The organism is Paludibaculum fermentans, from assembly GCF_051172195.1.
GTDB lineage: Bacteria > Acidobacteriota > Terriglobia > Bryobacterales > Bryobacteraceae > Paludibaculum > Paludibaculum fermentans_A.
The window spans coordinates 192712-206311 of the sequence record NZ_JBPJAQ010000001.1; the positions used below are offsets into that span (position 1 = coordinate 192712).

The 13600-nt window shown below is 62.5% G+C and carries 13 protein-coding genes and 1 tRNA gene; 11 read left to right on the top strand and 3 right to left on the bottom strand.

What is annotated here, in order from left to right:
- Nucleotides 1-2: 2 nt before the first annotated feature.
- The 10 genes from ACR9Y2_RS00790 (at nt 3) to ACR9Y2_RS00835 (ending at nt 10532) form a co-directional block, all read left to right on the top strand.
- The gene (locus ACR9Y2_RS00790; protein ID WP_435039116.1) at nt 3-1247 is read left to right on the top strand and encodes an acyltransferase family protein; all 1245 of its coding nucleotides are present in this window, start codon (nt 3-5) and stop codon (nt 1245-1247) included.
- On the top strand, nt 1195-2745 hold the full coding sequence (locus ACR9Y2_RS00795) for a GDSL-type esterase/lipase family protein (RefSeq protein WP_435039117.1): 1551 nt from the start codon (nt 1195-1197) through the stop codon (nt 2743-2745). The genes ACR9Y2_RS00790 and ACR9Y2_RS00795 overlap by 53 nt, the downstream gene beginning before the upstream one ends.
- Before the next feature lie 63 nt (nt 2746-2808).
- Complete coding sequence (locus ACR9Y2_RS00800) at nt 2809-3600, top strand: WecB/TagA/CpsF family glycosyltransferase (RefSeq protein WP_435039118.1); 792 nt, start codon at nt 2809-2811, stop codon at nt 3598-3600.
- Nucleotides 3601-3632: 32 nt separating this feature from the next.
- The gene (locus ACR9Y2_RS00805; protein WP_435039119.1) at nt 3633-5159 is read left to right on the top strand and encodes an exopolysaccharide biosynthesis polyprenyl glycosylphosphotransferase; all 1527 of its coding nucleotides are present in this window, start codon (nt 3633-3635) and stop codon (nt 5157-5159) included.
- Between the two features lie 571 nt (nt 5160-5730).
- Nucleotides 5731-6630, top strand: coding sequence for a tyrosine-type recombinase/integrase (locus ACR9Y2_RS00810; RefSeq protein WP_435039120.1), 900 nt, complete (start codon nt 5731-5733; stop codon nt 6628-6630).
- Nucleotides 6631-6634: 4 nt separating this feature from the next.
- On the top strand, nt 6635-7801 hold the full coding sequence (locus tag ACR9Y2_RS00815) for an IS91 family transposase (protein WP_435039121.1): 1167 nt from the start codon (nt 6635-6637) through the stop codon (nt 7799-7801).
- 1140 nt (nt 7802-8941) lie between these two features.
- On the top strand, nt 8942-9319 hold the full coding sequence (locus ACR9Y2_RS00820) for a VanZ family protein (RefSeq protein ID WP_435039122.1): 378 nt from the start codon (nt 8942-8944) through the stop codon (nt 9317-9319).
- A gap of 39 nt (nt 9320-9358) precedes the next feature.
- A complete protein-coding gene (locus tag ACR9Y2_RS00825; RefSeq protein ID WP_435039123.1) occupies nt 9359-9883 on the top strand; it encodes a DinB family protein in 525 nt (174 codons plus the stop codon).
- A gap of 74 nt (nt 9884-9957) precedes the next feature.
- Nucleotides 9958-10161, top strand: coding sequence for a hypothetical protein (locus tag ACR9Y2_RS00830; protein ID WP_435039124.1), 204 nt, complete (start codon nt 9958-9960; stop codon nt 10159-10161).
- A gap of 95 nt (nt 10162-10256) precedes the next feature.
- Nucleotides 10257-10532, top strand: a complete 276-nt coding sequence (locus ACR9Y2_RS00835) for a hypothetical protein (RefSeq protein ID WP_435039125.1) — start codon at nt 10257-10259, stop codon at nt 10530-10532.
- A gap of 12 nt (nt 10533-10544) precedes the next feature.
- On the opposite strand, the gene ACR9Y2_RS00840 is transcribed toward ACR9Y2_RS00835, so the two are convergent.
- Nucleotides 10545-11201 carry a BACON domain-containing protein gene (locus tag ACR9Y2_RS00840; RefSeq protein ID WP_435039126.1) on the bottom strand — a complete coding sequence of 219 codons (657 nt, stop codon included), beginning with the start codon at nt 11199-11201 and terminating at the stop codon, nt 10545-10547.
- Nucleotides 11202-11316: 115 nt separating this feature from the next.
- Between ACR9Y2_RS00840 and ACR9Y2_RS00845 the strand changes: the two genes are divergently transcribed.
- Nucleotides 11317-12330: an alpha/beta hydrolase fold domain-containing protein gene (locus ACR9Y2_RS00845; protein ID WP_435039127.1), complete on the top strand. Its 1014-nt coding sequence runs from the start codon at nt 11317-11319 to the stop codon at nt 12328-12330.
- A gap of 64 nt (nt 12331-12394) precedes the next feature.
- On the opposite strand, the gene ACR9Y2_RS00850 is transcribed toward ACR9Y2_RS00845, so the two are convergent.
- A tRNA-Met gene (locus ACR9Y2_RS00850) sits at nt 12395-12471 on the bottom strand.
- 85 nt (nt 12472-12556) lie between these two features.
- On the bottom strand, nt 12557-13450 hold the full coding sequence (locus tag ACR9Y2_RS00855) for a sugar phosphate isomerase/epimerase family protein (protein ID WP_435039128.1): 894 nt from the start codon (nt 13448-13450) through the stop codon (nt 12557-12559).
- Between the last annotated feature and the right edge of the window lie 150 nt (nt 13451-13600).

The window sequence follows — 13600 nt, forward strand, 5'->3', positions numbered from 1 at the left end:
CAATGAACACTGAACCGACACGCTACTCGCAAGCGCTCAACGCTCTGCGTTTCTTCGCCGCAATGTGGATTGTCTTCGCACATTTCGGCATTCGGCCGCTCGGCACACTCGGCATCCCCGCCGGGGTTCTGGACCTCCTGCAAACGAGGTCGCTTGCGACATCCTTCTTCTTCCTTCTCTCCGGCTTTCTGCTTACACAATCGCTCTATGGAAAAAATGTCCGCATATCCTCATTCCTAACCCGTCGGCTCACCAAGCTCTACCCTGTTCATGCCTTGTGTTTCCTGGTCATGGTCCCGACTGCTTTCGTCGGATACGAGAGATTCCGGGTCGAGGACGTTGCTGTCCACAGCCTACTGTGGCTCAGCATGCTTCATGGCTTCTTCCCTCGAGTTCAGCTCCTGTACAATTCCCCGGCCTGGGCCGTCACCAGCTTCGCGCTCGGCTACCTCGCAATCCTCTGGACACGTCGTTGGGTGCGCTGGGGGACGCCCAGCCTGCTTGGGGTGATGGGCATCCTCTGGGTCATCGACCTGACGCCCAATCTGTGGCTCGTCACCCATTTCCAACAGTCCTTCCAATACTCTTTCCCAGGTGATCCAGCCGTCCAGGTCCCCCCCGCAGTCAATTGGGCTACCTCGTTCATACACGGGTTTCCTCCCCTTCGGATCATCGAAGTTATGTTCGGCTCAGTGTTGGCAATCCTGGCTCGCCGGGTGAAACCCAATGCCGAATCTCGATGGTGGGCCGGAGACCTGTTCCTCAGCGTGGCCGGAATCGCGTTGGCGTTCGCTCTTTCTGTCCTGGGCGGATCTTACATCACTCGGTATCTCGCCGGCCACGCATTGCTGCTTCCAGTACTCGCGGTTCTCACCCTGGGTGTCTGGTTCAATCGCGCATACCTGGAACGCATCCTTTCGAATCCCACCTTGCAGTTGGCCGGCAGTAGCTCCATGTTGATTTACTTTGGCCATTGGCCCGTGTGCTGGGGCATCGTCTGGTTTGCTCGGAATTTCGGCGGGATGCCCAGCCAGGAGGTGATGCAGAGCCCGGTCATCTTCCTGCTCATGCTGATTGGTTCGGTATTGCCTGCATTGCTTCTCCAGCGCCCCTATGATAAGTTTTGCGGCGTTGTTGCACGCCGTCTGGCCGCCTTCTGGGTGACAGCCGCGGCGATGCCACCAAAGGGAGCGGATGCAACAGTTGCCCGGTCTCAGGCCTCGGAACCGGCCGGCGCAGCAAGGTGACAGGAAAGATCGATTAGGAGGAGTGCAGGGTTTGTCCGGTCGTCATCTCGGTGCAATTTTTCAGCCGCTCTTGCTGCTCGGCGCAGGCCTCGGGAACTCTAACCTCGCGGGCGAAACCCTTCTGCCTGTTGATCTCCATGCGGCGCCCATCGAGGCGGCTCCGACTTGCGCCGTCTCAGCCTTTGCCTCCAATTGGATCACCCAAACCCCGCCAGCCTCCGGCTCGCGAAGAATCGTCATCCTGGGTTCGTCCAGTGCTGCGGGCCTTGGCGCCAGCCGCTACGATCTGTCGTGGGTAGGCCTCCTCACCCCTGAACTCCACAATCGTGGTTTTGAGGTCGTCAACAGCTCCATCAGCGGTAGCGGGACTAGCACTTCGCTAGCCCGCTTCGACACGGATGTGGCCCCTCACCAACCGGATTTCGTAGTGCTGGCCACCTCCATCTTCAATGAGGGATTTGTCAGTGCACCCCAGCCCGCGCTGAACCGCTACATCATCAACACCCGTGAGCTGATCCGAAAGACACGAGAACTCGGGGCCATCCCTATCGTTGTCGGGATGTACCCAAGCGACTTCTACAACTCCACGAACATCTCGTTGATCTCCCAGTTGTATCGGACCGAGGAAACCTTGGGCGTCCCTGTTTGGGATTTTTGGAGCATCGTCTCCGATCAAGCAGGAAACTGGCTGCCGGGCTTGACCAGGGATGGGCTCCATCCGACAGACGTCGGTCATAGTTACTTCTTCAATTCGATTCCCATCTCACTATTCGACGTCGCCTACAGCGCGCCCCACGTAGATTTGGCAACCGTTCCAGGTTCGTGGCGGACTCCACAACCAGCGGAAGGGCAGGACCACGGCAGAATCGACATCAGGCTCGATCGTCCCAGCGACTCGTGGACCTCTGCTGCATGGATCCAGGACTCTGGAGTGGATGCCTGGCAGGTTTATCTGCGTTTTGGATCGGACAAGGGTGAGCGCTTCCGCCTCGAACGGCACGGACCCGAACTGGTCCTGAGGGAAGCCGAGGATGAGACCCTCCGCGCGCCACTGACAGTTGGCTCGGAGCGGTCTTGGCATCACGTCGCCGTCTCCTACCAGTTCGCCACAAGAAAACTGCAGGTTCTCCTGGATGGTTCAGTCGCGGGTGAACTCCAAACCAGTCAGGTCGAACCGATGTCCTATTTCGAGTACGGCAGTGGCTGCTCAGGTTGTTCTTTCAGTGATCTGGTCGCGTATAGAACAAACCTGGACATGGATCAGGTAGCTCTCATCAAGAGTGGTCTCATACCCAGGCGCTCACTGGAGTTTTGGGCGCCCCTCCGACAATCCACGATGGACTCGCTCAATCTGGCTCGGACCAATCCATCTCTGACCATTACCGGCAGTTGGCAGTACCAGGCGGGTGAATCCCCGGCCTCCTGCTCACTTGAGCCAACTCAGCAATCCACCGGAATCCAAGGATCCATGCCCAGAGCTTCGAGTGCCTTCCACTGAGTTGACCGTGGCAGGAAACGCAGTTACCCTCGGCTCACTTCGGGACGATAGAAGCCAGAAATCATGAGCAGTGTTGTCCAAATTCCGCAGGCACAGACGAGCCGGCAAATCCTTGGGACCCGTGTGGATGCCACCTCGTATGAACTCGCATCCTCGAAGGCCTGCGCCTGGGCCCGGCACGCCGAGTCCCGCTATATCTCCACCGCCCCCGTCTATAACGTCATGCTCGCTTACGACGACCCCGCCTACCACCAGGCCCTCTCCGGCGCCGACCTCGTCGTCCCCGATGGCGTCCCCGTCGTCTGGGCCCTCCGCCTCCTCGGCGCCCGCCACGCCGCTCGCGTCTATGGCCCCGATCTCACCCTCCACCTCCTCGCCGCCGCCCAGCATCTCAATCTCCCCGTCGGCTTCTACGGCGGTACCCCCCAGGTCCTCGACCTCCTCCTCCTCAACCTCCGCACCCGCTTCCCCCAACTCAACATCGCTTACGCCTTCGCTCCGCCCTTCCGCCCCCCCACCCCCAGCGAAGACCTCGAAACCATCGGCCAGATCCGCGACTCAGGCGCCCGCCTCCTCTTCGTCGGCATCGGCACCCCTAAACAGGACTTCTGGATGGCCCAACACCACGGCCGCATCCCCGCCGTCATGGTCGGCGTCGGCGCCGCCTTCGACTTCCTCGCCGGCGCCAAACCCCAGGCCCCCCGCTGGATGATGCGCTCCGGCCTCGAATGGCTCTTCCGCCTCGCCTCCGAACCCCGACGCCTCTGGAAACGCTATCTGTTGTACAACCCGCGCTTCGTCGCCCTTTTCGCTTTACAATTGCTTGGATGGCAGCGGGGCGATCAAAGCCGCTGAGATTCCTGGCCGCCTGCCCACACGAAGTTATTGTGCATACCGCCCGCCCCAGTCATGCCGGCCTCCCTCCAGGCCAGCCCGCGGACTCCGACCTGTCTCTCGGAGACGCCTTCCCGCGGCTCGACGCCGAATCTGCTTCCGCTCACCCCCAGGTCCGCGCCTCCGGCCGCGTTCGCGCCACCTGGGCCATCCTCCTCGCCGATCTCGTCGCCCTCGAGCTCTCCCTCTTCCTCGGCTACTCCCTCCGCATCTTCTTCCTCCCCTGGTTCCCCCAGGAGTTTCAGCCCCAACACTACAAAGGTCTCGCCCTCGGCGTCCTCGTCATCCCCCTCGTCTACTTCCTCCTCGACCTCTATCCCGGCTACGGCATGAATCCCGCCGAGCGCCTCCGCAAACGTGTCCAGGCCACCTTCGTCGTCTTCAGCCTCCTCCTCGCCTGGGACTACCTCGTCCAGGGGCACCAGTGGTCCCGCGGCATCGTCCTCTGTACCGGCCTCTTCGCCTTCCTCCTGCCGCCCCTCTTCGACGAAATTGCCCGTCATTTCCTCTCCAATGCCGGCATCATGGGCATCCCCGTCCTCCTGCTCGGCGGCGGCAAAACCGGGCGTCACATCCTTCGCCATCTCCTCGAAAACCCCGGACTCGGCCTCCGCCCCGTCGCCATCCTCGACGACGACCTCGCCCTCGAGGAAACCCGCATCTATGGCGTCCCCGTCGCCGGAACCCTCGACGAAGCCCCCCGCTTCAGCCGCACCATCGAAACCGCCATCGTCGCCCTCCCCGGCATGGAGGAAGGCCGCCAGTCCCGCCTCATCCAGAAACTGCCCTTCTCCCACGTCATCGTCGTCCCCAATCTCCAGGGCATTCAGAGCCTCTGGGTCACCCCACGCGACCTCGGCGGCATCCTCGGACTCGAGGTCAACAAAAACCTCCTCATGCAGTCCAACCACACCATGAAACGGTGCATGGACTTGGTCATCGCCTGGCCCCTCCTCCTCCTGTCCCTCCCCCTCATCGCCCTCTGCGCTCTCTTCCTCAAACTCCTCAGCCCCGGCCCCGTCTTCTTCCGCCAGCCGCGCGCCGGCAAAAGCGGCCGCCTGTTCAGCATGTTGAAACTCCGCACCATGCACCCCAACGCGGAGCAACTCCTCCGCGAACACCTCGCCCGCTTCCCCGATGAACAAACCAGTTGGGCCCGCTTCTTCAAACTCAAATCGGACCCCCGCATCATCCCCTTCGTCGGCTCCGTCCTCCGCCGCTTCAGCCTCGACGAACTGCCCCAGCTCTGGCACGTCATCACCGGCCACATGAGCCTCGTCGGCCCCCGCCCCTTCCCCGCCTACCACCTCGACGCCTTCCCCACCGAGTTCCGGGGCCTCCGAGCCAGCGTCACCCCCGGCCTCACCGGCCTCTGGCAAGTCTCCGCCCGCAGCGATGGCGACATCGACGTCCAGGAAATCCTGGACTCCTACTACATCCGCAACTGGTCCCCCTGGCTCGACCTCCACATCCTAATCCGAACCTTCCGAGTAGTAGTCCTAGGCCGAGGCGCCTACTAACCCGCCCCCCAAACGCCCAAGCCGCCGCAACCGCCGAGCGATCCGCGAAACCCGTGCAATCCGCGAACCCATCGCGAGCCGCAAACGCGTTGCCACCCGCGACAACGCAACAACGCGGCAACGCAACACATGGAGCCGCGAACGTAAGTGAGTCGGTGGAGTCTCCGCAAACCCCACACCCCAATCGTGCACCACCAGCCACGCCCAACCAACGCGAAAGAACCCGCTTTCAGAGCCGCGAACGTAAGTGAGTCGGTGGAGTCTCCGTAAACCCCACACCCCAATCGTGCGGCACCAGCCACGCCCAACCAACGCGTCCACAAACAAGAGAGCCCCACCGCGCTGCGAACCGCGACTGGCAAGAAGCGGGCCACGTCGAAAACCTCTCAACCGCACCGCCCCCCCAATCCGCCCCATCCGCGCCAACCGGTGAACTAAACCGCTAACGCGGTATCCCCCCTCGGCCTTTTCCGAACTCCCTGCGATCATCGGGCCCCGGCGAAACCGGCTCCAGGCTCACACTCAAGTTGGTTGTTATCCGCAACCCACTTTGTCGATTGAAGGAGCGACCATGAGCCTCTTGCGCCAACGCATGCTCGAAGACATGCAGATGAGGAACCTTTCCGCCGGAACCCAGCGTAGTTATATCCACTACGTCGCTGACTTTGCAAATCATTTTGGCCTCAGCCCCGCCAGGCTGGGCCTCGACGACATCCGCAACTACCAGTTGTTCCTCATCGAGCAGCGCCAACTGTCACCCGAATCCATCAACTGCTTTCTCTCCGCCGTCCAGTTCCTCTATACCGTTACCCTGGAAATGCCTTGGAGCAACGCCCAGTTCGGACGCATGAAAGTCGGCCAGAAGCTGCCGTCCGTACTCAGTGCCGACGAGGTGGTCCGGCTCTTCAGCCACATCCACATCCTCAAGCACCGTGTCGTGCTGATGCTCTGCTACGGCGCCGGGCTCCGCATCTCCGAAGCCGTCTCGCTCAAGGCCGCCCATATCGACTCGGGCCGCATGCTCATCCACGTCGAGCAGGGTAAGGGCGGCAAGGACCGCTTCACCGTCCTCAGCGCCCGCCTCCTCAGCTTGCTGCGCGCCTACTGGAAACTCCAGCACCCGGTCGACTGGCTGTTCCCCGGCACCAAGGCGGGCACGCATCTCCAGCCGGCCAGCGTGCAGCAGGTGTGCCGCCAGGCGGCTCAAATGGCGGGGCTCACCAAACACGTGACACCCCACCTGCTGCGGCACAGCTTTGCCACTCATCTGCTGGAAAACGGCTCCGATACGCGCGCCATTCAAGTGTTGCTCGGCCACACCCGAATCGACACCACCGCACGCTACATCACGATCTCCCCGCAGACCGTGGCTCGCATCGTGAGCCCTCTGGACAGCCTGCCCGCCGAGGCGCCGCCCAAGAGAAAGCGCGGCCGTCCGCCGAAGAATCAGACAGTGCAGTTGCCCGGCTAAAGTCTTGCCGAGGCCAACCCTTGAGGTGGCCAGCATCTTCCGCCGCCATGGCGAACGGTTTCGCGCCCGGCAGCGTCTGCCCGTTCAGCAACTCCGGCTGATGCAGGCGGTCGAAACCTGCCGCACTGCCGCTCTCGGCGGCCATGTGGAGCGCTGCAGCCACTGCCAGCATCAACGCATCAGCTACAATTCCTGCCGCAACCGCCACTGCCCGAAGTGCCAGAATCTGGAGCGCAACCGGTGGCTGGAGCACAGGCGGGCCGAACTGTTGCCAGTCCCCTACTTCCACGTCGTCTTCACCATCCCGGACCAATTCAACGCGCTGGCCTTGCGCAATAAGGCCGTCGTCTACGGCATCCTGTTTCAGGCCAGTGCGCAGGCCTTGCTGACCATCGCGGCCGATCCCCGCCATCTCGGCGCCCGCATCGGCTTCTTCTCGATCCTCCACACCTGGGGACAGAACCTGCTGCTGCACCCGCACGTCCACTGCGTTGTCACCGGCGGCGGCCTCAGCCCGGACGGTGAGCGCTGGATCAGCTGCCGTCCGGGTTTCTTTCTTAGCGTCCGTGTGTTGTCGCGCCTCTTCCGGCGCCTGGTTCTTGATGCCCTTCGCCGCGCTTTCGACAAAGGCCAACTGCAGCAAGCCGGCGATCTGTGTCCATTGCTGGCACGGCTGTCAAAACGCGAATGGGTCGTTTACGCCAAGCCGCCTTTTGGCGGTCCCGCCCAGGTGCTCGACTATCTCGGCCGCTACACCCATCGCGTGGCCATTTCCAATAACCGACTCCTCGGCATGGACGGCGAGCAGGTGAAGTTCCGCTATAAGAACTACCGCGCCAAGAACAAAGACCGGCACCGCACCATGACGCTGGAGGCGGGTGAATTCATCCGGCGTTTCCTGCTGCATACCATTCCGCCGGGCTTTCAGCGGATCCGTCACTATGGTCTGCTGGCGAGCCGGCAGAAACAGGCCAACCTGGCCCATTGCCGCCGACTACTGCCCGGGGCACGGCCGCCAGAGGCGCCACTTGCCCCAGCAATCCATGTGCCGAGTGGACCGGATCTCATGGCTCCCTACCTGCGCTGCCCAGTCTGCGAGACCGGTCAAATGCAGAGGGTAGAGGTGTTGCTGCCGCGCCTGTACCGCTGCCGGGAGATGAACTCCTCATGAGGCCATCGGCTTCGCCCACAGGTCTGGAAGCGACCCGGCATTGGGCTGCAACTTGGAGTGTGTTCGGAACCACTCAACTCCCGCCAGAAGGAAGCCGTCAACTCCCATTGCGACCGAACGGAAGGCGTCAGCCGGCATTGCCATCGGCCGGCGTTACGCGAAGAGTTCGCGGAGCCATCTTCGTGGAGCCGGAACACCAAGCCCGGACAGCCAAACCAACTGGCGAACCAAGCAAAACCCATATCGCCAAGCCCTGAGCCCGCGGTTTGAGTTCATCGAACGTTCTCATCACCGGGACGGGGCACAATCTCCCAAGCCGCCGCGTTTTCGCCCCGTCCCGCCGATGAGAACTTATGCGGTCACACCCCCACGAAAAATATCTCAACCCCATAAAACCAACAACATACGACCTAAACCACCGCAACCCCTGACCACCCCCATGCCATAATCCTCCCGCGGCGGAGACCCAACGTTCTTCGCCAGGCCCGAACTGCGGCAAACGCAGCCTCGGCCCGGATCTTTGACAAAAAAACCACCGCACCACCCGCGGACGTCCGAACAAACGAGGGCACCCGGACGTCCAAGCATCCGCAATTTTGAGCAATCAAACCCATTCCGAACGATCCCAGTCGACAGCGCCCAGCCACCCGCAATCCCGCCGCTACGAGGCATCAAAGCCAACGAGTCCACTCCAGCCGGGATCCAATCGAACGCTCCCAGCCACCCGCAATCCAGCTGCTACGAGGCAACAAACCCAACGAGCCCAACCCCACTCGGGATCCAATCGGACTCCTCCAGTCCCCCGCAATCCCGCCACCGCGAGGCATCAAACCCAACGAGCCCAACCCCACTCGGGATCCAATCGAACGCCCCCAGCAACCCGCAATCCCGCCGCTACGAGGCATCAAAGCCAACGAGTCCACTCCAGCCGGGATCCAATCGAGCTCCTCCAGTCCCCCACAATCCCGCCACCGCGAGGCATCAAACCCACCTCACCCACACCCGCTGGCACCCCACCCCCCCAATGATTCAAACTGAACATATACATATGTTCATCTCGTGCAGGACCCCAGTCCGGCCCCGACCCTCGAGACACTCCAGCCAGCCCCACACTCTGGCCCTGGGGCAGCAACACCCCGCATGACGCCCAAACAGCGACGCCTCCTCTGGGCCCTGTGGATCTTCCTCGGCGTCCTCGGCACCGCCTACTCCCTCCTCCCCGGACCCATCGCATCGCAACTCCGGCACGGCGGAGCCGCTGACCACGCGATCGCCTTCACCGCCTGGGGCCTCCTCGGCGGCATCGTCGCCCGCAAACATCAGCTCCTCCCCACCGCCCTCACCATGCTGGCCGTGGGCATCTTCATCGAACTCGCCCAACGCGCCGTCCCCGGACGCGCCAGCGAATGGATCGATCTCTTCGAGGATTGCTCCGGAATCCTCCTCGGCATTGGGGCCATCAGCTTCTGGAAGCTCCGCCAGCCCAAATCCATCCCGACCTCCGGGTCCGCCGATTAGCCCACGCCCGGCCCTCACCCAACGCATTAAACTGTTCTAATGAGTGCTGATTTCCTGGATGACTGCCTGGCCGTCCTGTCACGGACTCCCGAGACCCTGAATGCGCTGCTCCGAGGTCTCCCCGCCTCCTGGACCCATGCCACCGAAGGCGAAGGCACCTGGAGCCCCTATGTCGTCATCGGCCACCTCATTCATTGCGAGAAGACCGATTGGATGCCCCGCGTTCACATCATCCTCGAACACGGGCCCACCCGCCCCTTCGATCCCTTCGACCGCGAAGCTCAGTTGAAACAGCCCCAGGACCGGCCCCTGGGCGACCTGCTCGATGAGTTCTCCACCCTGCGCCGCGAGAGTCTCGACGCTCTGCGGACCCTCGAACTACAGCCCTCGCAACTCCTGCTCATGGGGACTCACCCTGCCTTCGGTCCCGTCACCCTCCGCCAGTTGCTCGCCACCTGGACCGCTCACGATATGGGGCACCTGCTCCAGATCAGTCGGGTCATGGCAAAAAGGCTCAAGACGGATGTCGGTCCCTGGACGGAATATCTGTCGGTAATGAAATAACCGTACTCAGTCGAACAGGACGCGAAGGTTATGTTTATCTTGACCAGGCCATGCAGTCCGCGTATGATTCCGCGATGACTCTAAAAAGTGCCGCCTTCTTCGCCTTGATCGGGATGGCCCTGGCTACCTTGCTCAAAGTGGCTGTCTTCATCCGCGACCTCTCCGGCATGCTCGGCGGAGCCGTGGCCGCGGTCCAGTTCGTGGGCTCGGGCATTGAGGCACTCGCCGCTCTCAGCTTGCTGGTCTTCTTCTTTGTGTTCCATCGCGCTCAACGGTAGTGGGCCTGCACCCCGCGCAGCGGTCCGGCAGGCTGCCGGGCTATGATTGGGGAAGCAGATTTTGAAGGCGTGCAGTGTCCGGTTGGAGACTCATTATGCCTTGCCTCCTACTCATCGTCGTCCTCCTCTTCCCCCGCATCACCCTCGCGCTGATGTTCTTCTTCTCCACTTACCTGGAGCGCGCTTTCCACGGGGGCTTGCTGTTGCCGGTCCTCGGCTTCTTCTTCCTGCCCCTCACCACCCTCGTCTACGCCTGGGAAATCAACAATAAGATGCCCACCGCCGGCATCAACCTGCTCTGGCTGCTCATCGCCGTCATCATCGATCTGGGCGGCTTGGGTGGAGGCGCCAGGCGCCGTTCCAGGGATTGATCGGCTGCCGGGCTATTGTCCTGGGGTGACGTCCACCGGCACGCTGATCGGGCCGTTGGCAGTGGAGTCGGCGGAGACATACAGCAGCCCGCTGCGAGGCAGTTGGGTCGTGGCCGAGAGCCGCACCCGCACCTCGAACTTGCGGGGATCGGACGTAGGCTCAACAGACAGCCAGTCCCGGTCTTCACCGCGAACCTGGATGCGCGCCACCACCGGCCCGTCCTCGCTCCACACGGTCAGCAGCTTCTTCGCTTCCACCGGACCGCCCGCTTTGGCTGAGATGCTCACCCGCCCCGGACCCACGGCCAGCCGCGGCTGCCCGGGCGCCTGCGCGAACTCAAAATCCCGGTCGCCCAGGTGCAGCGCAACGGTGCGAGCCTGGGGTGTCCTATTCTGGGCCACGTGGTAGCGCATCACGTAAGGCGCCCCCGTCGAACCCGGAGGCAGGATGGAGACCCGCACCCACGAGAGCGCGTAGGTCTCTTCAAACTTGCAGCCCTTGCCGTCGGAGACCAGCGGCAGTTCCGTGGTCCCTCCATCGGCCGAAACATGCAGCCGCGGCTCAGGCGCGGAGATCCGGCAGGGTGCCTGGTACGCGCTGCCAGCCGTAGCCAGAAGGAAGACGGCCCACAGTGCATAAGAGCGTAAGAACTCGTGGATTGATTTCATAAAACCGGACAAACCGGGAAATTCAGCCCCAATTGTATCAAGCACGGCCACGCCGGACCGGCCCAACAACCGGCGGGCGTTCCTGACATAATGCGTCCACAGTCAGGAGGTCACAATGAGACAACGATGTGGATGGCTGCCGGGTCTGGTCCTGTTTGCTGGAGCTATGCTGACCGCGCAGCCGCCGGCCGGCGGACCGGGCGCGCCCCCGAGCGTGGCGCCGACCTATGCCGACATCGACTACGCTCCTGCAGATCCGGAGACCAGCAAAGGCCATCAGTTGGATCTCTATCTGCCCGCCGGAACCATGCGCCCACTGCCCGTGGTCATCTGGACAGCCGGCTCGGCCTGGATGGCGGATACGGGCAAGCGCAGCGCCGGCGCCCTCGCGGCCCAGCTGAATCCGGCCGGATATGCGGTAGCGGGCGTCTCCATCCGCTCCAGTTCGCAGGTGAAGTTCCCGGGCCAGTTGCACGACATGAAGGCGGCCGTGCGGTGGTTGAGAGCCAATGCCGCCAAATACAACCTCGACCCCAATCACATCGGCATCATCGGAGACAGTTCAGGCGGTTGGACCACCTCCATGACGGCCGTGACCGGGGACGCCCCGGAAATGGAAGGCGCTGTCGGAGTCACGGGAGTCTCAAGCGCGGTGCAGGCCGCGGTGGCCTTCTACCCGCCCACCAACTTCCTGACAATGGACGCCTGGGCGGTGCGCAAGTGCAACGGGCCGCAGTGCCACGACAGCGAGGGTTCGCCGGAATCGCGGCTGGTCGGGTGTCCGATCCAGACCTGCCCGGAGAAGGTGAAGGCGGCCAGCCCAATGACCTACCTCACGCCGGCCGATCCACCGCTCATGATCCTGCACGGCGGCTCCGACCAACTGGTGCCGCACAACCAGGGCGAGCATCTCTACATGGCGCTGAACAAGGCCTGCAAGGAGGCCGTGTTCATCAGTCTCCCCAAGGCCGCGCACGGAAACTGGCACGGTTTCCTGACAAACGACTCCCTGCGGGAAGGCGCGACGATCCGCTCCACGTCCGTCACGGACTGCTCAGTGGTGAATCCAACGCCCTATCAGCCGACGTGGAAGACGGTGATCGAGTTCCTCGACAAGTACCTGAAGTGAGGGCTGAAACCAGCTTTGAGTAGGAAGGGAGTCCACAGTCGCCGGGCGGCGTTGTGATGGGTGTTGGTTGCGGGGGTAGGATTTGAACCTACGACCTTTGGGTTATGAGCCCAACGAGCTACCAGGCTGCTCCACCCCGCAACACGATGGTATCGCAGCGGGTGGCTAACGTCAATTTTCCGAGCACTTTTTTCGCTTTGGGCGGCGCGTGGCCGCCCCTCTTCGGTCAGGCTTTGACTTCGAAGACCTTCTCCGCATACTCGCGGCTGCTCTTCAGGTTCACTTCCAGGCTATGGGTCATGGGCGTCTCCTTGTCGTAGGCCAGTTCGACGACCAGGTAACCATGGAAGGCGCCCTGCTTCAGGAACGCGGCCACCGCCGTATAGTCGACTTCGCCTTCGCCGAAAGCCTCGGTCCAGACACCCTTTTGGGAATTGCGGAGATGGAGGGCGGCGAGGCGCGGGGCGGCTTCCTTCAGCAAGGTCATGGGGTCCTGGCCGCCGCGCAGCACCCAGTGGACATCCAGGCAGATCTCGACCAGCTTGGGATCTGTGTTCTTCAGCATGTGACGCCACTCGCGCGCGTCCTGGGCCATCTCCGCGTCGTGCTGGTGCAGCATCAGGCGGACGCCAGCCTTTTTCAGGTCCTTGGCCAGCTTATTCAGGCTCTCTGCCTGCAGCGCGAGTTCGGCGTCCGTCTTGGGTTCCTTGTTGGGCTTGGGGCTGGCATTGAAATTGATCAGCTCCAGGGGACCAACAGCTTTGACCCGCCTGGCCAGGGCCACGGTCTCCTGCATGGTCTGTTTGGCGCCTTCGGCGGTATGCATGATTCCGCCGTTGTAGACGATAGGGCATTTCATGCGGCCCAGCATCAGGGTCTGCGCGGTGTTGGTGACCACGTCGGGCGCAAAGAACTGGCTGACGAGCTCAACTGTATGGAAGCCGGCCTCCTTCAGCGTCTCGAAGACCTCAGAGAAGTGGTCGTCGATCTTCTGGCCATGCAAAGCATAGACCTGGCTGAATATATAGGCCTGGGCGGCAATGACGGGCTCATAGCCGGAAGCGCCGGCAGCCAGAGGGGCGCAGGATAGGGTCGCGAGGAATTCTCGGCGTCGCAGCATGGTTCGGACCTCCAAAGTAGGCGGTGGGCGGAAGGAGACCTGTTTCAGCTCACAGGGCACGCTATCATCACCGGGCGGTCCAGGGCAAGGCCAAATAATTGACAGATTCCGGCAACGCGGATTGATTCATAATACGTCTCAGATTGCGGT